We start from the raw sequence: 19206 nt of genomic DNA, 5'->3' as shown, positions 1-19206 counted from the left end.
TTTTAAGGTTCTAAGATGCTAAGGTTCTGAGGCGCTAAGTTTTTTTGAAACCTAAACGTGAAACTTTCATAAATCTAAAATCAACAATCTAAAATCAACAATCTAAAATCAACAATCTAAAATCTAAAAATCTAAAAATCTAAAATTAAATGTATATACCTTTTGAAAATTTACCAGGTGAATCTAGAGTTTGGATTTACCAGTCTAACAGAAAATTTTCTGAGGAAGAATTTTCTGAAATAGAAACTGATTTAAAAGCTTTTGTAGAACAATGGGCAGCACACGGCACAAGTCTTGAAGCTTCTTATTTATTGAAATACAACAGATTTATAATATTGGCGGTAAATCAAGATGTTCAAGCTGCTACAGGTTGTTCTATAGATAGTTCTGTTGAGTTTATTCAAAGTTTAGAAAAAAAGTATGATGTTGATTTATTGGACAAAATGAATGTCACTTTTAAACTTGGAGAGCATATTGCACACAAACCATTAATTGATTTCAAGAAAATGGTTAAAGATAAAGCGGTAACAGCAAATACAATTGTTTTTAATAATTTGGTTACCAATATCGAAGAATTTAATGAAGCTTGGGAAGTTCCTGCTGCTGACAGCTGGCATAGTAGATTTTTCTAAGAAGAAATATTAAGATATTTAAAAAGGCATGAAATAATAGATTTTGTGCCTTTTTTGTTGTTTAAAGTTTCAGGTTTCAAGTTTAAAGTTTGGATTCTGAAAGCTGACAGGTTTTTAAAACCTGTCAGGTTTATTCCTGTATTATGTTTGTTGTGAAGTTTGTCAAAGTTTGAAACTTTGACAAAGTTGGAAAAAGCCACTTTTTCTGAAAATAGTTATTAACTGGAATTAATCTAATTTTGTCAAAAATCTAACAGTTTAAAAGCCTGATGAAACGCTATTTTTGAGTATTTTCGTAGAATTAAATTTAATCCATGAAAATAGCAATTGTTTGTTATCCGACTTTTGGAGGTAGTGGGGTAGTAGCCACGGAGTTAGGTCTCGAATTAGCCAGAAGAGGACACGAAATACATTTTATTACATATAGTCAGCCAGTTAGATTGGCACTTTTAAATCCGAATGTTCATTATCACGAAGTAAATGTTCCGGAATATCCTTTGTTTCATTATCAGCCTTACGAATTGGCGCTATCTAGCAAATTGGTTGATATGGTGAAATTGTACAAAATAGAGCTTCTGCATGTGCATTATGCTATCCCGCATGCGTATGCAGGATACATGGCAAAACAGATGCTTAAAAATGAAGGAATAAATCTTCCGATGATTACAACACTTCACGGAACTGATATTACGTTGGTTGGAAATCATCCGTTTTATAAACCTGCGGTGACTTTCAGTATCAATAAATCAGATTATGTGACTTCGGTTTCTCAGAGTTTGAAAGATGATACTTTGAAATTGTTCAAAATCAAGAATAAAATTAAGGTTATTCCGAATTTCATTGAATTGGACAAGGTCAAAAAAGATCCAAACGCGCCTTGTCATCGTTATGTAATGGCTAATGAGGATGAACGTATTATTACTCACATTAGTAACTTTAGAAAAGTAAAACGCATTCCAGATATCATTAAGATTTTCTATAATGTTCAGAAAGAAATTCCAGCTAAATTAATGATGGTTGGAGACGGACCTGAAAAAGAAAAAGCAGAGATGTTATGTCAGGAATTAGGAATTTTAGACAAAGTGATCTTCTTTGGAAATAGCCATGAAATTGATAAAATCTTATGTATGACCGATTTGTTTTTACTGCCTTCAGAAACTGAAAGTTTTGGTTTGGCGGCTTTGGAAGCAATGGCTTGTGGTGTTCCGGTAATTTCGAGTAATTCTGGAGGTTTGCCTGAGGTTAATTACGACGGTTTTTCAGGTTATTTAAGCAATGTTGGAAATGTTGAGGAAATGGCACAAAATGCTTTGAAGATTTTAAAAGATGATGCTGTTTTAAGTCAATTCAAAGCAAATGCATTAGAAGTTGCAAGAAAATTTGATATTAAAAACATATTGCCTAAATATGAAGCTTTATATCAAAAAGCGGTTGATGATTACAAATTGGAGAAGCACTAATTTAAAAAGGAAAAAATGAAGAAAGTAATTTCTATTTTAGCGGTTTTTGTTTTGATTTCTTGCGGAGTGAAGAAAGCTGGAAGTTCAAACACATCGCTGTATGAGGTTTTGACAACACAATCTGACGGCGGTGGAAATATTAAGTTTTTTGAAATTCTGACTGAACCAAATGAGATTAAAATGCTTGAAAATGATCCAAATTTGACTCATAAAATGAAAGATCCAGATGTTCAAGATTATAATTATGTGATTTTGAATATGGGTGAAAAAAACACAAGCGGTTATACGATCGATGTTGAAAAGGTGGAAGAAACAGATAAAAATATCATTATAACGGTAAAAGAAAACAATCCTCCAAAAGATGCCATGACCATGCAGGTGATTTCATATCCTTATACGGTTGTAAAAATCCATTCTAAAAAAGCGATTATCATTAATTAAGAGCTTAATGTTTTGAAGTAATAAAAAAAGCCTGTCGCTTTAAAACGACAGGCTTCTTCTTACAATTATTTTTTAATTTATTTTAGAATCTAAATTTGACACCTAAACCAACGTCAAATCCAAAATTATCATCATCGTAATATCCTGAACCAATTTCTGGTCTTGCGTCTAATGATAAAGTAAGCGGCACTTCTTTAAATCTATATTCTATACCGATATCTCCAGCTGCAAAAACATAAGTTCCGCTATCTTTGTATCTGTAGTTATTGTTGTAATAATCATAATCCCAAGCAGCTAGTCCTCCTCCGACACCAGCATACCAGTTAAAACCTCCGTCGATGTTCCAAACCCATTGGTAAAGAGCAACTCCTTTTATTGCGTCTACATCATGACTGTTTCTCCATCCTAAATCGAATTCAAGTCTGTTTTTTTGATTTAACCCTAATTGATATGAGATTTCTCCCCCAAAACCGTTATTGTCACCTAAACGTAATCCTAAAGCGTTTTTCGAAATTTCTTGCGATTGAGCCGTAAATGCTAAACCAAGAAGCATAATGGCAGATAAAAGTATCTTTTTCATAAAAATGGTAAATTAATTTTCTTCAAATGTATTATTACAGTTAAATACAAAACGTATAACATTTTTGAAAATTGTTATATAATTTACATTTTCGAGAAATTGGAGTGTTAAAATTCTTAAAAACCTGCTTTTGAGGTGCTTATTTTAATATTATCGAAGAAATTAGTTGAGAAGTAAGGAGATCCTCCATTTCTAAAAGGTTTTCCTCTTCTGAAAAATTGCTAGCCTTATAAGAATACAATTTCCAGCGTTTTTTATGATATTCTAAAGCTGTTAAGTTTTCTACCCAGTCGCCTGAATTCAAATATAAAGTGGAGCCATGTTTGTTTTCTTTGGTCATGATTTTTGGTTCATGAATGTGCCCACAGATAACATAATCGTATTTTTTTTCTATAGCCAGATCGGTTGCAGTAGTTTCAAAATCTGAAATAAATTTTACTGCTTTCTTAACGCTTGCTTTTATTTTTTTTGAAAAAGAATAAGGTTCGCGTCCTAATTTTGCTAGGCACCAGTTGGCAAATCGGTTTGTTAGAATCAAATAATCGTAACCTAAACCGCCTAGTTTTGCGATCCATTTGGAATGTTGAACAGAAGCATCAAAAACGTCTCCGTGAAAAATCCATGCTTTTTTATCGTCTAATTCTAAGACTAATTTATCTACTAGGGCAAAATTTCCCATATTCATATCACTGAATTTTCGAAGTATCTCGTCGTGATTTCCAGTAATATAATACACTTTTGTTCCTTTAGAAGCCATTCCGATAATACGCTGGATAACACGCAAATGTGCTTTTGGAAAATAAGATTTGCGAAACTGCCAAGCATCAATTATATCGCCGTTTAAAACTAGAGTTTTTGGTTTAATGCTTGAAAGATAGTTGTTTAGCTCTTTTGCGTGACTCCCGTAAGTTCCTAAATGGACATCAGAAAGAATGACCAATTCGACATTTCTTTTTTTCAATTTTTCTTGATTTGAAGTTTTACAAATGAATGAAAATTTGTGAAATTCGATTTTATTAAAAGGTTATCAAAAAGAGGCTAATTTTACCAAATCGTGATTTTTATCCCGTTAAATGTTTCGTTAATAATACCAGTTTTAAATTTTTTAATTTAATTCATAAAACTTACATTTGCTCAAAACAAAACACAATGGCAGGAAACAGCTTCGGCACACTATATAAAGTAACAACATTTGGAGAATCTCACGGTGAAGCTTTAGGCGGAATTATCGACGGATGTCCTCCAGGAATACAACTAGATTTTGAAGCAATTGAAGTAGATATGGCTCGTAGAAAGCCTGGTCAGTCAGCAATTGTTACACAAAGAAAAGAACCAGACAGCGTTCAGTTTCTATCAGGAATATTTGAAGGAAAAACGACAGGAACTCCAATTGGTTTCATTATTCCTAATACCAATCAAAAATCAGATGATTACTCTCATATAAAAGATAACTACAGACCAAGCCACGCTGACTATGTTTACGATCAGAAATATGGTTTCCGTGATTATCGCGGTGGCGGAAGAAGTTCTGCAAGAGAAACAGCAAGTAGGGTAGTAGCAGGTGCAATTGCAAAACAAATGTTGCCTGAAATTAAAATCAATGCTTATGTTTCTTCTGTTGGTCCAATTCATTTAGAAACACCATATCAGGAATTGGATTTTTCTAAAATTGAAAGCAATCCAGTGCGTTGTCCAGATGAAAAATCTGCAGCGATTATGGAAGAATATATTCGTGACATTCGTAAACAAGGAGATACCGTTGGTGGTGTTGTAACTTGCGTTATTCAGAATGTTCCAGTTGGTTTAGGAGAACCAGTATTTGATAAACTTCACGCAGAATTAGGAAAAGCAATGCTTTCTATTAATGCAGTAAAAGGTTTTGAATATGGAAGCGGTTTTTCTGGTTCTGAAATGAAAGGAAGCGAGCACAACGATTTATACAATCCTGACGGAACTACAAAAACAAATCTTTCTGGAGGAATTCAAGGTGGTATAAGCAACGGAATGGATATTTATTTCAGAGTGGCGTTTAAACCTGTTGCAACTATTATGCAGACTCAAGATTCTTTAGATAATAAAGGTAACATTACACCAATGACAGGAAAAGGACGTCATGATCCCTGTGTAGTGCCTCGCGCAGTGCCAATCGTAGAAGCGATGGCCGCAATTGTTTTGGCAGATTTTCATTTAATCAACAAAACATATTAATAAAAGGTAAGACAGTGAGGGTCTTATTATTTTAATAATTAAAAAATAATTTAATGCAAGAAGTTACAGAAACTAAAAAAACATCATTTCTTTCGGGATTAACAGGGCAAATTATAATTGCGATGGTTCTAGGAGCCATTTTAGGAATTATATTGCACAATTCCATTTCGCCCGAAGCAGCGCAGGCATTTAGCAGTAAAATTAAAATGCTGGCGACCATCTTTATTCGTTTGGTGCAAATGATTATTTCTCCATTGGTTTTTACGACTTTGGTGGTTGGAATTGCGAAATTAGGTGATATTAAAACTGTTGGAAGAATTGGAGGAAAAGCTATTGGATGGTTTTTTACAGCGTCATTTATTTCGCTTCTAATCGGATTGTTTTATGTAAATATTTTGCAGCCAGGCGTTGGTCTAAAATTGGATCACGTTGATATGTCAGCGGCTACTGAAGTTACTGGTAAAACACAAAACTTGTCTTTTGATAATTTCGTTGAGCATATTGTTCCAAAAAGTATTGTGGAGGCAATGGCAACTAACGAGATTCTTCAAATTGTAGTTTTCTCAATCTTCTTCGGATTGGCAGCTGCTTCTCTTGGAGATACGGTAAAGCCTATTATTGGAGCATTTGATAAATTATCTCACGTTGTTTTGAAAATGGTAAACTACGTCATGAAATTTGCGCCAATTGGAGTTTTTGGTGCAATTGCAGGAGTATTTGCTATACGTGATGCAGAAGAACTGGTAATTACTTACTTTAAATTTTTCGGATCGTTTTTAATTGGAATCAGTACGTTATGGGCTATTTTAATCCTAATCGGATATATTTTCCTTAAAGGAAGAATGACCGAATTATTAAGACGTATTACAGGACCTTTGGCAATTGCTTTTGGAACAACGAGCAGCGAAGCAGTATTTCCTAAATTGACAGAAGAACTAGAAGCTTTTGGGGTAAAAGATAAAATTGTTTCTTTTATGCTGCCGCTTGGATATTCGTTTAACCTTGATGGTAGTATGATGTATATGACATTTGCGAGTATTTTTATTGCCCAATTCTACAATGTGCATCTGGATTTAGGAACACAAATGGCAATGCTTTTAGTTTTAATGCTTACTAGTAAAGGTATTGCAGGTGTGCCAAGAGCGAGTCTAGTAGTTGTTGCGGCAACATGTGGTATGTTTAAAATACCTATTGAAGGAATTGCATTAATTCTTCCAATTGACCACTTCTGCGATATGTTTAGAAGTGCAACTAATGTATTAGGAAATGCGTTAGCAACTTCTGTTGTAGGACAATGGGAGAACAATAAAGAATAAATAATAGTACTGAGATTTTAATTTTTTATCTTAGTTATTGAAATAATATTTGAAAAGCTGTATTTTTTTATGAAATACAGCTTTTTTTTATTTTAAAGTGTATATTTGATCAAATTAGCCGATTAATGCCCCACAAACGGATTTTTTTACTTTTTTTATTGGTTCTGAATTGCTTTGCCAATTCAGCAATCGCGCAATCTAATTGCAACCTCGATCCTAAAATTGATAAGAATGTAAAGAAAGCACTTTTAAATTTTAGAGAATCCAATTTTGAAAAATCACTTGTCTATTCTCGAGCAGCCTTAAATGCTGCAACAGCAATAAAAGATTATTGCCTTACAGCTCGTTCGTATAATATTATAGCTGCCAATTATAACGAATTGGAAGAGTATGATAAAGCCATTTTTTTCTATAAAAAAGGTTTGTATTATGCTAATAAAACTACTAACGATTCTTTGAAATGTAACCTTTATAATAATTTAGGAAACATGTATTGTTTTGGAAAAGAACAATTTGATGAAGGAATCCGTAGTTATAAAAAAGCAGTAGCTTATGCTTTGAAAATAAATGATTTAAAAGAGGTTTATTTTACAAACGTAAATATTGCATGGGCTTATTTTGATATTGGAAATTACAATCAAGGATATCTCTTTTTAAAGTATGTAAATAGTACTAAAATAAAGTACAATGACCAATCAACAGAGGTTATTGTTGCTATGTTGAATGGTATTTACTCTAGCTACAAAAATGATAATAAAGCAGCGAATGCTTATTTTTTGAGTGCTATTGAGTCAGGCAAAAAATGTCAGGAGAAAATTGATTTGTCACGTGCCTATTTAGAATATTCACATTTTTTGAATAAAACCAATAGGCATAAAGAAGCGTACGATGCACTTGTTAAACATTATGATCTTTCGGCTACACTATATGATGTTAAGAAAATTAAAAAGGCTTCTCAAGCTGGTTTAAGTCTAGAATTGGACGAATATAAAAGGCAGATTGATAAAGTTGAGGGAGAAAAAGTAGAGCAGTCTCAAAGCTTAAGGAAATCAAAAATTATCGTAATTCTTTTCATTTTGATTTCTCTAATTCTTTTAATTTTAATTATCACACTGATAAAGAACATCAGATACAAGAAAAAACACAATTTAGAACTTCTTAAAGCAAAAGAAATTGCGGAAGAAGCTTCTTTGCTCAAAACACAATTTATATCCACAATAAGCCATGAATTGCGCACACCGCTTTATGGTGTTGTGGGAATTACGAATATGCTGCTCGAAGAGCATAAAGAAATTTCAAGAAGCCAGCATTTAAGTTCGCTTAAATTTTCTGCCAGATATTTATTGTCTCTTGTAAATGACATTCTGCAGATCAATAAAATTGAAGAAAATAAAATTGTACTTGAAAATCTGACTTTTAATATTTCAGATGAAATTACGGTAATCAAAAACTCGCTTTCCTTTCTTTCACAGAAAAATAATAATAGAATTTCCACCAATATTGACTCAAATATTCCTGAGTATTTAATTGGAGATAAACTGCGTCTTGCTCAGATTTTAATGAATTTGGTAAGTAATGCATTAAAATTTACTAAAGACGGGCAAGTTGAAATTAACGTAAGGCTGAATAAAGTAGAGGGAAAGCTGTATTATTTGGATTTCTTAATTAAAGATAACGGAATCGGAATTGCAGTTGCAGATCAGAATAAAATTTTTGAAAAATTTGTCCAAGTTGGCAGAAGAGATGAAGATTATCAAGGTACTGGTTTAGGGCTTAGCATTGTAAAAAGATTGCTTGGGCTTTTTGGAAGCACAATTACACTTGACAGTGATATTGGAAAAGGAACTGCATTTTCGTTTACAATTGCCTTCGAACATGATTTAGCGAAAACGAAAAGCATTATTGATGAAATTGAAGTTGATCTGACTTCGAGCGAAATTTATAAAATTTTAGTTGTAGAAGATAACTTGATTAACCAGCTTGTGACAAAAAAGATTATCGAAAAGAATAATTATTCCTGCAAAGTAGTCGACGATGGTTTTGCGGCGCTTAAAGCTTTAGAAAACGAAACTTTCGATTTGATTTTGATGGATATCAATATGCCTTTAATGAACGGATTTGAAACTACAAAAAGAATACGTCTTCAAGGAATTGAAACGCCAATTGTCGCCTTGACTGCTTTTGATAAAGATGAAATTACAGACGAAGCGATTTCGTCTGGAATGAATGATATTATTATAAAGCCTTTTGAACCGGTTAAATTATTTAAAATAATCAATTTCCTTATAAAAGAAAAAAACGCTGTTTAGTACCAGCGTTTTTTATTTTTCTTAGCGTTTGTTGATTTTCTTGATTTATGAGCACCACCGCTTCTGTTCGAGTTTTTAGGTTTTTCTCCAGCTTCTGGACTTCCAGAATGCCATTGATATGGATGGTCTGCAATTGTTTTTACGTCAACTTTAATCAGTTTTTGAATGTCTTTCCAATAAGGAAGTTCATCTTTTCCGCAGAAAGAAATTGCAATTCCACCATTTCCAGCACGACCTGTACGACCAATACGATGAACGTAAGTTTCAGGAATATTTGGTAAATCAAAATTGATTACATACGGAAGCTGTTCAATGTCAATTCCTCGCGCTGCAATATCAGTAGCAACCAGAACGCCAACTTCTTTGTTTTTAAAGGCATCTAAAACTCTTTGTCTTGCATTTTGCGATTTATCGCCGTGAATTGCTTCAGCAGGAATATCTTTTTTGCGAAGGGCCTTTACAACATTGTCAGCGCCATGTTTTGTTCTCGAAAAAACAAGCACGTTTGATAAATTTTCGTCTTTAATTAAACTATATAATAAGTTTCTTTTTTCGGTTTTATCAACAAAATAAATGCGTTGTTCTACATTTTCAGCAGTTGAAGAAACTGGAGAAACTTCTACTTTTTCAGGATCTTTAAGAAACATTTCTGCCAGTTCGCGAATAGCAATTGGCATTGTTGCAGAAAACAACAACGTCTGACGATTTTTAGGCGTTAGTTTTACAATCTTTTTTACATCGTTTATAAAACCCATGTCCAGCATTTGATCTGCTTCGTCTAAAACCAAAGTGTGCAGATGGTCAAAATCTAAAAAGCCTTGTTTGTGTAAGTCAAGCAGCCTACCTGGAGTAGCGATTAGAATGTCAACTCCTTTTTTTAAGGTTTCAACCTGCGGATTTTGAGATACACCTCCAAAAATTGTTAATTGTGTTAGATTGGTATATTTGCCATAAGTGTCAAAACTTTCTCCAATTTGCACAGCAAGTTCACGGGTTGGTGTAACAACTAGCGCACGAATTTGTTTTGCTTTTTTTGATGAGCCAACAATTCGGTGTAATTGATGTATGATTGGAATGGCAAAGGCTGCCGTTTTTCCAGTTCCTGTCTGCGCACAGCCTATTAAATCTCTTCCCGATAAAACAACCGGAATAGATTGTTCCTGAATTGGAGTCGGATTTAAATAGCCTTCTTCAAATACGGCTTTTTGTATACTTTTTGAAAGTGATAAATCTTCGAATAACATATCTTAGTGATTAACGATTTTAGTTTTAATTCTAAAATGCTGTGCAAAGATAGGTTTATTCAGTCAATCGTTTGTTTGAATTGGCTTTTATTTGGCAAAACCAATTTGTTATGCTTGCAATTGGCTTTTTAAAATCAGTCTTTTTCAATATTTGCTTTAACAAAATCGGTTACTAAATAACCAATTAGTTTGCCAATTAAGTTGTTGTTTGGAGAATTATCTAAATCTGGAGCACCTTCACAGATATGTAAATAAGCCGCATTTTTATGCTCGCCAAAGAAAGAGACAAATTGTCTTAGTTCTTCAACAGAAAAACCACTTATCGTCATAGCGCTGCTAGCAATATTTGGAATTGCGTCTAAATCAACTTCGATTCCGAAAGCGTCATTTTTAATAAAATCCAAAGCTGTGATCATCTCACGATTAAAATCTTTTTCTTTTCTAATATTGACACTGTCATAAGTATTATATCGAACGCGATCTTCGAGTTTTTTTATAATATCTAAAACGCTTTTTGAAGTATAATTTTCGTGAAGTCCAAAAATGAAATATTTCTTTAAAAAACCTTCTTCATAAGCGTATGAAAATCCGTTTCCGCTATGGCGGCCTTCTAAAATTCTGAAATCAGAGTGTGCGTCAAAATTTACGGCGTTTACAGGTTTCCCTTTCGCAAGAGCGGCACCTTTAATATTTCCGTACGCATTGTTATGCCCTCCGCCAATAATAATTGGCGTTTTTCCAGCTTTAATTATGGTAAAGATAATATGAGAAACTTCTTTGTCTATTTTTTCAACCAGCTGGCTTAATTTTGAACGATCATCAATATCATTAAAATCAAGATTTTCTACTTCCCGCATTTCATTTGCAACATTAATTTGCCCTAAAACAATAATATTGCTTCCTTTACAAAAACGATTATGCTGAATGTTTGCAATACTTTTTATAGCGCACTGCCATGCCGAAGCTGCCCCAGGCCTTCCGTAATTGGCGCGCACACCAATATCTTCAGGAATTCCTAAAAGAACATATTTTGCTTCGCTTTCTTTGAGAAAATTAACTTTATCAACTCCAGAAGGAATGACAATCATTTTTTCTCCGAACTTTAATTCACCACTTCTGTGATTTGTGACTTTTGCTAAATCATTTATGGTGAAAGGGATTAATTTTTCCATGAAAAAAATTTATTTTCCAAAAATAATATAATTGTAGAAACTTACGTTATTACCTTATATTAATTCTTAAATTTGTTATTAAAGAAAATTATTTAAATATGGAAAACCCAAAGAACAACAATTCAAGTCTAAAGGCGGTAATCGCAGTTTTAGCAGTCCTACTGATCGGTAGTTTAGTGTATATTTTTAAATTATCTTCTGATACAGAGGTAGTTAAAACTGAGCTTACAACAACTTTGACAGAAAAAGAATCTGTAATGAAAGATTTACAGGAGTTAAAAGCGACTTATGATGCTGCAATTGCTGAAAACACTTCGATGTCTGACGAATTAATCCAAGAAAGAGATAAAGTAGTGGCTTTAATGGATGATTTGAACAAGTCTAAAGGAGATGTTTCTAAATACAGATCTCAAGTTCAGGCAATGCAAAGCAAAATGAAAACTTTAGTTGCTGAAAACGATGAGTTGAAAAAACAAAATGGTGTTTTAACTACTCAAAGAGATAGTACTATTGTAGTTTTAGGAGAATCTAAAAAATATAACGAAGTATTAGTTGGTCAAAACGAAGAACTTGCTAAAACTGTAGAAAAAGGTTCTAAATTGTCTGTATTAAATACTAAAACTTCAGCTTACAAATTGAAAAGTTCTGGTAAGCAAATCGAAACTGATAAAGCAAGCCGTGCAGACATTTTAAAAGTTAGTTTTACAATTGCTGAAAACCAAATTGCTAAATCTGGCGATAAAACGTATTATGTTCAAGTTATCGATTCTAAAAACAATGTTTTAGGAGAAAAGAAAACAGAAAGTTTTGGAGATAATACATTGACTTACAGTTTCAAAACTACAGTAAAATATGAAAATAAAACTGTACAAGTTAGTGAAGATCTTCCAGGAAAAGATTTTGCTAAAGGAACTTATTTTATCAATGTATTTGATAATGATGAGTTAGTTTCTAAAACTAGTTTCAGTTTAAGATAATTTTGCCAAAGGGAAAAAATACCACTAAGATATTAAAGGTCTGTGATTTTCACAGACCTTTTTTTATGCATGAAATTGAATGGTTTTGCTTAGGAATGTGCTTAACAATACGTTTCCCGTGGTTGAAACCACGGGCTATATTTAAATTTAATCGTTGAAATAATTATTCTAAAATTTTTCCTTCTACAAAAACAGATTCAATTAAATTGCTTCCAAATGCGTAAGGAATTTGATAATAAGAAGAAATTGGTTTTGTGAGGATCAAATTGGCTTTTTTACCTTTTGTAATACTTCCGTGAGTTGCTGAAAGTCCCATTGCGTAAGCGCCATTAATTGTTGCTGCATTTATAGCTTCTTCTGGAGTCATTTTCATTTTAATGCAAGCTGTTGCAACAACAAAATTCATATTTCCGGATGGAGTAGAACCTGGATTGAAATCTGTTGCTAATGCTATTGGTAAACCGGCTTTAATCATTTCGCGAGCAGGAGTGTAAGGAATGCTTAAAAAATAAGAACACGAAGGTAGAGCCACAGGCATTGTTTCGGTGTCTTTTAAAGCTTCAATATCTTCTGGATTCATAATTTCTAAATGATCGACAGAAAGTGCATTAAATTTAACTCCAGACTGAATTCCGCCAATCGAATTGAATTGGTTTACGTGAATTTTTGGTTTTAAGCCGAATGCTAAACCTGCTTCCATAATTTTTTCGGTTTCTTCTACAGAAAAATAACCGCTTTCGCAGAAAACATCTACGTAATCAGCTAGCTTATTTTTAGAAATTTCTGGAAGCATTTCGTTGATGATTTCGTCCAAATAACCCGCTTTATCATCTTTGTAATGTAGAGGAAATGCATGTGCGCCTAGAAATGTAGCTTTTATGGCTATAGGATAGTTTTCAGCGAGTTTTTTAATTACACGAAGCATTTTTAATTCGCCATCAACTGTTAATCCGTAACCTGATTTTATTTCTGCCGCTCCAGTTCCTAAATGCATTACTTCTTCTAAACGGATTTTAGATTGCTCGTAGATTTCTTCTTCAGAAGTTTCGTTTAGTTTTTTAGCCGAATTTAAAATTCCACCGCCGCGATTGGCGATTTCTTCATAAGAAAGTCCGTTGATGCGGTCTACAAATTCTTGCTCACGATTTCCTGCGTAAACAATATGTGTGTGACTATCACACCAAGATGGAAGAACGACTTTTCCTGTTGCATCAATAGTTTTATCAGCATTGATTTTTGGAAGATTATCCATTGAGCCGAAATCTTCAATTAAATTGTCTTTTAAAACTAAAAAAGCATTTTTAATTGTTGGTAGATTAGCCATTTCAGAACCTGAAACTTTAGCAATAGAAGTTTCGCGAACCTGTAGTAACTCTTGTATGTTTGTGATTAAAGTTATCATTATTAAGGAGTGTTATAAAACACAAATTTCACAAATTTTCACGGATTAATATGTGAAAACTTGTGAAATTCGTAAAATTCTTTTTTGTCTAAAGTTATTCTGAAACTGTAATTTCAAACATTTTGCTCCAGTTTTTTCCTGTTACAAAAATAGTTTTAGTTTTAGGATTGTAGGCAATTCCGTTTAATACATCTTCAGTTGTAATGTCGTTCATGGTTTTTCTTAAATCAGAAAGATTTAAAATTCCCTCAACAGCACCGTTTTCTGGATTTACAACTGCAATAGCGTCTTTAAACCATACATTTGTGTAAATTTTTCCATTAATCCATTCCAACTCATTAACAGCTTTGATTTTTGAATTCCCAGAATAAACATTAATGTAATCAATCATTTTTTGAGTATTTGGATCAACTTTCCAAATCTTTTCTGTTCCGTCAGTCTGATAGATATATTTTCCGTCATTCGTCATTCCCCAACCTTCAATATCTTTTTCGTAATCAAAAGTTTTTTCCAGTTTTAATGTTTTAGCATCGTAGATAAAACCTTTTTTGTTTTTATATGTTAATTGGAATAATTTGCCATTTATGAAAGTGATCCCTTCTCCAAAATATTGCTGATCAAGATCAATTTGTTTGAAAACTTTGCCTGTTTTATAATCGTATTTTTTAATAAATGAAGCGCCTTCTTGTCCAGTGCTTTCATATAAAGTGTCATTGTAAAATTCAAACCCTTCTGTAAAAGCTTTTTTGTCGTGAGGATAAGTATTTACAACTTTATATTTTAATAGTTTAGGTTCAATATCTGAAACGACCTCGATTCTCTTAGTAGCATCAGAAGAATCTCCACCAAAATATACAGAAGCTTTTAGGTATTGGTAGCCTAATTTTTGATCTTTTAATTCAAATTTAAATTTTTCGGCACCTTTTGTACCTCCAACTCTTTTATCATTTATAAAGTAAGCAACGCTGTCGATTTCTTTCGAATTTGGATTTAAAATTCCAATATTAAGGACTTCTTTTTGCGTAAAATGAGCTGGAAAAGCAGAATCATCGATAGTAAATAAAGAATTTTCACCTTTATTTTTTTCTTTGCATCCAATTAATGTGATTCCTAATAAAATGACAGTTAGGAAGTTATATTTTTTCATAGTTTAAAATTTGAATAAGCCAATATACGACGTTATTTTTATAGCAGCAAAGGTCTTGCAAAAATATAAAAAGGTTGTATATTTGCACCGGCAAGTCCTACACGACCAGCTCCTGCAGACTCCCCCAGGATGGGAACATAGCAAGGGTACGCGGTTGAGCGGTGCGATGTAGGTCGCTTGCCATTTTTTTTAGAATAAATTTAATTTGTAATCTTCCTTTTCAGGAGGATTTTTTTATTTTTGACCCTATCTGAAGTTAGATGTTATTGGTTAAAAGTTAAATGTTTGAGCATTTTATGTATTGTTCAAAATAATACCATTTTCCAAAACTCATAACTCATAATCCATAACTTATAACTAAAAAAATGAGTAAAGTCGTTTTAATTACCGGAGGATCATCAGGAATTGGAAAATCTATTGGTGAATTTTTACACCATAAAGGTTTTGTGGTATACGGAACAAGCAGAAATCCTGAGAAAGTTTTAAATTCTGTATTTCCTTTGGTTGCTTTAGATGTTAGAAATTCAGATTCCATTAAAAATGCTGTAAACCGAATTATAGAAACTTCTGGAAGATTGGATATTGTAATTAATAACGCTGGTGTTGGAATTACGGGGCCATTGGAAGAAATTCCGACTGAAGAAATTCGAAATAATTTTGAAACAAACTTTTTTGGTCCAATTGAAGTTATGAAAGCTGCGCTTCCGCAAATGCGTAAACAAAATTCTGGACTTATTATTAATGTTACTTCGATTGCTGGTTATATGGGACTTCCGTATAGAAGTGTTTATTCGGCTTCAAAAGGAGCTTTGGAATTAATTACAGAAGCTTTGAGGATGGAGGTAAAAGCTTTTGGTGTAGAAATTACAAATGTTGCGCCAGGAGATTTTGCGACTAATATTGCAGCAGGACGTTATCATGCGCCAGTGATTAAAGATTCTGCTTACGAAAAAGTTTATGGAGATGTCTTGGCAACCATGAACGATCATGTTGATGCAGGAAGCAATCCAAATGAAATGGCAGAAGCGGTTTACAAAATCATTCAAACCAAAAAACCGAATGTGCATTATAAAGTTGGTGCATTTATGCAAAAGTTTTCGATCGTTTTAAAACGTGCGCTTCCAGATAAGATGTATGAGAAGATGCTTATGAATCATTATAAGTTATAAATCGCAATTATTTGCTTGATTTTAGATTTAAATCACAAATTGATTTGATTTTTGAAATTGTTATTGGTATTGATTTCGTAATTTTGCAGCTGCGTTTGCGTGAGGGATAGGAGTGAACTACCGAAGTAGTGCGGATAGCCCGACCAGATTTGGGAAAGGCGCTCGTAAGCGGTTTGGTAAGTGCGCCTTTTACAAATCTGGTCACGCCCAGAGTAAATCAACACAATTTAAATAATATAAATTATGAAATTTTTTATTGACACAGCTAATTTAGCTCAAATTAAAGAAGCACAAGCTTTAGGTGTTTTGGATGGTGTGACGACTAATCCGTCATTAATGGCAAAAGAAGGAATCACTGGAAAAAACAATATCCTTAAGCATTATGTTGATATTTGCAATCTTGTTGAAGGTGATGTAAGTGCTGAAGTTAATGCTCTTGACTTTGAAGGTATGGTTAAAGAGGGTGAGGAGCTGGCTGAATTGCATGAGCAGATTGTTGTAAAACTTCCTATGACTAAGGAAGGTGTTATGGCAGCGAAATATTTTTCTGATAAAGGAATTAAAACTAACGTAACTCTTGTTTTCTCTGTAGGACAAGCTATCTTGGCTGCTAAAGCGGGAGCTACTTATGTTTCTCCTTTCGTTGGACGTTTAGATGATATTTCTACTGATGGATTAAACTTAATTCAAGAAATTAGAGAAGTTTACGATAACTATGGTTACGAAACTCAAATTTTAGCAGCTTCTGTACGTCACACAATGCATATTGTAAACTGTGCTAAAATTGGTGCTGATGTTATGACAGGACCTCTTTCTGCAATTTATGGTTTGTTGAAACACCCATTGACTGATATCGGTTTAGCTCAATTCGTAGCTGACTTTGAAAAAGGAAACAAATAATCCTTAGATATTTACAAAATTAAAATCGTCTTTTTTCTAACGAGAAAAGGCGATTTTTTTTACTTTTATATTGAATCTTAAATAGTTAAATATGAAAGTTGTCTTATTTATGTTGTCATTTTTTGCGGCGAGTTTCTCGATAAATGCCCAAGCCGCTAAAGTTATTACTTCGGTTAATGAAGCCGGAGATGTTGCAACTTATGAGTTGGATTGTTCTGTTAAATTTCAAACTCTTGCTAAAGGTCTTCGATATAACATTACGAGACACGAGTTTAAAGGTCCGGAATTGAAAAATACGTATCGACTTTTATTGGTGATGGACGGATTTTACTCTAAGACATTAAATAGCGAAATGACAATCTCGGCAGTTTTAAGTGATGGCACAAAAATAGAAGCTAGAAAAACTATTGAAGATGATGGCTTTTTTGATGGAGCTTGCACGTTGAAAATAAAGGATCCTCAAGCGCTTTTAAATGCGGATATTGATAAGGTAATTGTTCATGCGGATAAAGATGTTGTTTATCCTTTGTCGGCGCAAAATAAGGCTATTTTTAAGAAGAATTTGAGCAATATTATTAATGCGAAATAAAAAGGTTCAAAGGCTCAGAGTTGCAAAGGCTCAAAGTTTCTTTTCTTTTGAAAATAAAAAATCCAAATTCCTATTGGAGATTGGAATTTGGATTTTTTTATATTGGATTTTTTTAATTTTTAGTGTCCGCTGCCAGCACTTTCGATATGGCTGATTCCTTGTTTTTTCAAGATTTTTGGACAGTAGAAGCCGTAGAATCCTAAATAAGCAAAACCAATAAGCGGTACAATGTATGAGAAGTGCGTATATGTGATACCGAAAATTCCGTTCGGATTTGTAGCATCTAAATCACAGATACTTCCTTGTAACAATGGAATTACTCCACCACCAAGAATCATCATAATCAAGAAAGATGATGCTTTTCCTGTGTTTTTTCCTAATCCTGCAATCGCTAAATCGAAGATTGAAGGCCACATGATAGACAAGAACAATCCTCCAGAAATAAAGAAGAATTTAGCTATAGAAGGATCTGGCCAAGCAAGACCTAAAACCATCATAGTTAATCCTGAAATTCCGAAAAGCATTAATGTTTTTCCTGCGTTTTTACCACCAACAAAGCTTACAGCGATAAATAGTAAAATCCAGATTGGGTAAATGTAGAATGAAGAAACGTCGTGAGCAGCAAAGATATTTGCTCCGATAATTACTCCAAATGCTGCAGCTGGCACGATAAATTTAAGAGCCGTATTTACCAAGTTCGAAGTATTAAATACGTTTGCTCCACCATTCCAACGGCCAATCATTAAACTTCCCCAGTAAAGCGCAATAAATGGCGCAACTGCATCCTCTAAAATGTTTCCGAATTCGTGTGTGTGCAATAAGGCAGGTAAATTACTGATAATAGTAACCTCAGTTCCAACATAAATAAAAATTCCTAACATACCCAAGTATAATTGCGGATAGTCAAGAATATTAAAATTGCTGTGTTTGTCTTTGATGATTGCTTCCTCCTCTTTTACAGGGTCTTCAATTTTAGAAAAATTCATGAAAACAGCAACCGCAATAAAGGCAAGACCTAAAATGATGAATGGCAATTTGATATCTTCTAATGAAAGAGATGTTTTCTTGTTATCTCCCATTCCGAATAAAGCAATACCCAGTAAAATAGCTCCGATTGTTGTTCCGAAAGAGTTGATTCCTCCTGCAAGTGTTAAACGGTGTGCTCCAGTTTCTGGACTTCCCATTTTAATTGCTAACGGGTTTGCTACAATTTGCTGAATTGAAAATCCTAATCCTACTGTAAATAAAGCTGTTAAGAAGAAAGGGAAACTTTGAATTGTAGCCGCAGGAACGAATAAAAATGAACCTATAGCAGACAGAACTAACCCTGCAGATAAAGTTCTTTTGTAGCCGTATTTTTGTAAAACGTCTACTTTTAAAGAAACGATAAAGAATATAATTGATCCAACAAAATAAGCAGCGTAGAAAGCCCAAGCTACTAATTGAGATTGTACTTGCGATAACGTAAATACTTTTTTGAATACTGGAATCAGGATGTCATTGGCTGATCCAACAAAACCCCAAAAGAAGAAGACGATTATCAAAGAGATAAATTGCCCCCATTTGGTTTGCACATTTTCTGAACTCATAATAATAAGGTTAATTTTTTATTTTATTGTTTTTTGAAGACCGTAAATATATTTGTTAGGATTCTCAAAAA

General features: G+C 33.3%; 17 protein-coding genes and 1 other RNA gene. 11 read left to right on the top strand and 7 right to left on the bottom strand.

Annotated elements, in window-relative coordinates; translation table 11 throughout:
* The first annotated feature begins 149 nt into the window (after positions 1–149).
* The 3 genes from DMB71_RS10760 to DMB71_RS10745 all read left to right on the top strand — a co-directional run bounded on the left by DMB71_RS10760 (position 150) and on the right by DMB71_RS10745 (position 2533).
* Positions 150–632, top strand: a complete 483-nt coding sequence (locus DMB71_RS10760) for an ABC transporter ATPase (RefSeq protein ID WP_111365999.1) — start codon at positions 150–152, stop codon at positions 630–632.
* Between the two features lie 314 nt (positions 633–946).
* Positions 947–2092 carry an N-acetyl-alpha-D-glucosaminyl L-malate synthase BshA gene (gene bshA / locus DMB71_RS10750; RefSeq protein WP_111365996.1) on the top strand — a complete coding sequence of 382 codons (1146 nt, stop codon included), beginning with the start codon at positions 947–949 and terminating at the stop codon, positions 2090–2092.
* A gap of 15 nt (positions 2093–2107) precedes the next feature.
* Positions 2108–2533 (top strand): protease complex subunit PrcB family protein, encoded by a 426-nt coding sequence (locus DMB71_RS10745; RefSeq protein ID WP_111365994.1) that lies wholly within the window; start codon positions 2108–2110, stop codon positions 2531–2533.
* Between the two features lie 82 nt (positions 2534–2615).
* On the opposite strand, the gene DMB71_RS10740 is transcribed toward DMB71_RS10745, so the two are convergent.
* Together DMB71_RS10740 and DMB71_RS10735 are read right to left on the bottom strand one after the other, a co-directional pair.
* Positions 2616–3113: a hypothetical protein gene (locus DMB71_RS10740; protein WP_111365992.1), complete on the bottom strand. Its 498-nt coding sequence runs from the start codon at positions 3111–3113 to the stop codon at positions 2616–2618.
* 139 nt (positions 3114–3252) lie between these two features.
* Positions 3253–4074, bottom strand: coding sequence for a UDP-2,3-diacylglucosamine diphosphatase (locus DMB71_RS10735; protein WP_111365991.1), 822 nt, complete (start codon positions 4072–4074; stop codon positions 3253–3255).
* A gap of 188 nt (positions 4075–4262) precedes the next feature.
* Here DMB71_RS10735 and aroC point away from each other — a divergent pair, with 188 nt between their 5' ends.
* The 3 genes from aroC to DMB71_RS10720 all read left to right on the top strand — a co-directional run bounded on the left by aroC (position 4263) and on the right by DMB71_RS10720 (position 8946).
* Complete coding sequence (gene aroC, locus DMB71_RS10730; protein WP_111365989.1) at positions 4263–5321, top strand: chorismate synthase; 1059 nt, start codon at positions 4263–4265, stop codon at positions 5319–5321.
* Between the two features lie 53 nt (positions 5322–5374).
* Complete coding sequence (locus DMB71_RS10725) at positions 5375–6637, top strand: dicarboxylate/amino acid:cation symporter (RefSeq protein WP_111365988.1); 1263 nt, start codon at positions 5375–5377, stop codon at positions 6635–6637.
* Between the two features lie 125 nt (positions 6638–6762).
* A complete protein-coding gene (locus DMB71_RS10720; RefSeq protein WP_111365986.1) occupies positions 6763–8946 on the top strand; it encodes a response regulator in 2184 nt (727 codons plus the stop codon).
* Here the strand turns inward: DMB71_RS10720 and DMB71_RS10715 are convergent.
* Together DMB71_RS10715 and DMB71_RS10710 are read right to left on the bottom strand one after the other, a co-directional pair.
* Positions 8943–10190: a DEAD/DEAH box helicase gene (locus tag DMB71_RS10715; protein ID WP_111365985.1), complete on the bottom strand. Its 1248-nt coding sequence runs from the start codon at positions 10188–10190 to the stop codon at positions 8943–8945. The two genes, DMB71_RS10720 and DMB71_RS10715, sit on opposite strands and share 4 nt — an antisense overlap.
* Before the next feature lie 134 nt (positions 10191–10324).
* Positions 10325–11362 carry a formimidoylglutamase gene (locus DMB71_RS10710; RefSeq protein WP_111365983.1) on the bottom strand — a complete coding sequence of 346 codons (1038 nt, stop codon included), beginning with the start codon at positions 11360–11362 and terminating at the stop codon, positions 10325–10327.
* A 98-nt stretch (positions 11363–11460) separates the two neighbouring features.
* Here DMB71_RS10710 and DMB71_RS10705 point away from each other — a divergent pair, with 98 nt between their 5' ends.
* Positions 11461–12339, top strand: a complete 879-nt coding sequence (locus DMB71_RS10705) for a hypothetical protein (RefSeq protein ID WP_111365982.1) — start codon at positions 11461–11463, stop codon at positions 12337–12339.
* A 163-nt stretch (positions 12340–12502) separates the two neighbouring features.
* On the opposite strand, the gene hutI is transcribed toward DMB71_RS10705, so the two are convergent.
* Both hutI and DMB71_RS10695 read right to left on the bottom strand, forming a co-directional pair.
* Positions 12503–13741 carry an imidazolonepropionase gene (gene hutI, locus DMB71_RS10700; protein ID WP_111365980.1) on the bottom strand — a complete coding sequence of 413 codons (1239 nt, stop codon included), beginning with the start codon at positions 13739–13741 and terminating at the stop codon, positions 12503–12505.
* 94 nt (positions 13742–13835) lie between these two features.
* Positions 13836–14888: a glutaminyl-peptide cyclotransferase gene (locus DMB71_RS10695; RefSeq protein ID WP_111365978.1), complete on the bottom strand. Its 1053-nt coding sequence runs from the start codon at positions 14886–14888 to the stop codon at positions 13836–13838.
* Between the two features lie 88 nt (positions 14889–14976).
* Here DMB71_RS10695 and ffs point away from each other — a divergent pair.
* The 4 genes from ffs to DMB71_RS10675 all read left to right on the top strand — a co-directional run bounded on the left by ffs (position 14977) and on the right by DMB71_RS10675 (position 17546).
* Positions 14977–15074, top strand: an RNA gene (ffs, locus tag DMB71_RS10690) — signal recognition particle sRNA small type.
* Positions 15075–15253: 179 nt separating this feature from the next.
* Complete coding sequence (locus DMB71_RS10685; protein ID WP_111365976.1) at positions 15254–16057, top strand: SDR family oxidoreductase; 804 nt, start codon at positions 15254–15256, stop codon at positions 16055–16057.
* A gap of 243 nt (positions 16058–16300) precedes the next feature.
* Positions 16301–16957, top strand: coding sequence for a fructose-6-phosphate aldolase (gene fsa, locus DMB71_RS10680; RefSeq protein WP_012026532.1), 657 nt, complete (start codon positions 16301–16303; stop codon positions 16955–16957).
* A 91-nt stretch (positions 16958–17048) separates the two neighbouring features.
* Positions 17049–17546 carry a hypothetical protein gene (locus DMB71_RS10675; RefSeq protein ID WP_111365974.1) on the top strand — a complete coding sequence of 166 codons (498 nt, stop codon included), beginning with the start codon at positions 17049–17051 and terminating at the stop codon, positions 17544–17546.
* 119 nt (positions 17547–17665) lie between these two features.
* Here DMB71_RS10675 and DMB71_RS10670 read toward each other — a convergent pair whose 3' ends face one another.
* A complete protein-coding gene (locus DMB71_RS10670) occupies positions 17666–19135 on the bottom strand; it encodes an MFS transporter (protein WP_111365973.1) in 1470 nt (489 codons plus the stop codon).
* Positions 19136–19206 lie beyond the last annotated feature (71 nt).

It is taken from the genome of Flavobacterium tistrianum (assembly GCF_003254545.1).
GTDB classification, from domain to species: Bacteria; Bacteroidota; Bacteroidia; order Flavobacteriales; family Flavobacteriaceae; genus Flavobacterium; species Flavobacterium tistrianum.
This window is presented reverse-complemented; position numbering and strand designations above follow the sequence as displayed.

Bases quoted from the DNA above. Each gene is read 5' to 3' on its own strand.
- DMB71_RS10760 (WP_111365999.1), top strand. From the start codon at position 150: ATGTATATACCTTTTGAAAATTTACCAGGTGAATCTAGAGTTTGGATT.
- DMB71_RS10675 (WP_111365974.1), top strand. From the start codon at position 17,049: ATGAAAGTTGTCTTATTTATGTTGTCATTTTTTGCGGCGAGTTTCTCG.
- aroC (WP_111365989.1), top strand. From the start codon at position 4,263: ATGGCAGGAAACAGCTTCGGCACACTATATAAAGTAACAACATTTGGA.
- DMB71_RS10740 (WP_111365992.1), bottom strand. From the start codon at position 3,113: ATGAAAAAGATACTTTTATCTGCCATTATGCTTCTTGGTTTAGCATTT.
- DMB71_RS10710 (WP_111365983.1), bottom strand. From the start codon at position 11,362: ATGGAAAAATTAATCCCTTTCACCATAAATGATTTAGCAAAAGTCACA.
- DMB71_RS10705 (WP_111365982.1), top strand. From the start codon at position 11,461: ATGGAAAACCCAAAGAACAACAATTCAAGTCTAAAGGCGGTAATCGCA.
- DMB71_RS10720 (WP_111365986.1), top strand. From the start codon at position 6,763: ATGCCCCACAAACGGATTTTTTTACTTTTTTTATTGGTTCTGAATTGC.
- DMB71_RS10670 (WP_111365973.1), bottom strand. From the start codon at position 19,135: ATGAGTTCAGAAAATGTGCAAACCAAATGGGGGCAATTTATCTCTTTG.
- bshA (WP_111365996.1), top strand. From the start codon at position 947: ATGAAAATAGCAATTGTTTGTTATCCGACTTTTGGAGGTAGTGGGGTA.
- DMB71_RS10695 (WP_111365978.1), bottom strand. From the start codon at position 14,888: ATGAAAAAATATAACTTCCTAACTGTCATTTTATTAGGAATCACATTA.
- DMB71_RS10725 (WP_111365988.1), top strand. From the start codon at position 5,375: ATGCAAGAAGTTACAGAAACTAAAAAAACATCATTTCTTTCGGGATTA.
- DMB71_RS10745 (WP_111365994.1), top strand. From the start codon at position 2,108: ATGAAGAAAGTAATTTCTATTTTAGCGGTTTTTGTTTTGATTTCTTGC.
- fsa (WP_012026532.1), top strand. From the start codon at position 16,301: ATGAAATTTTTTATTGACACAGCTAATTTAGCTCAAATTAAAGAAGCA.
- DMB71_RS10715 (WP_111365985.1), bottom strand. From the start codon at position 10,190: ATGTTATTCGAAGATTTATCACTTTCAAAAAGTATACAAAAAGCCGTA.
- DMB71_RS10685 (WP_111365976.1), top strand. From the start codon at position 15,254: ATGAGTAAAGTCGTTTTAATTACCGGAGGATCATCAGGAATTGGAAAA.
- hutI (WP_111365980.1), bottom strand. From the start codon at position 13,741: ATGATAACTTTAATCACAAACATACAAGAGTTACTACAGGTTCGCGAA.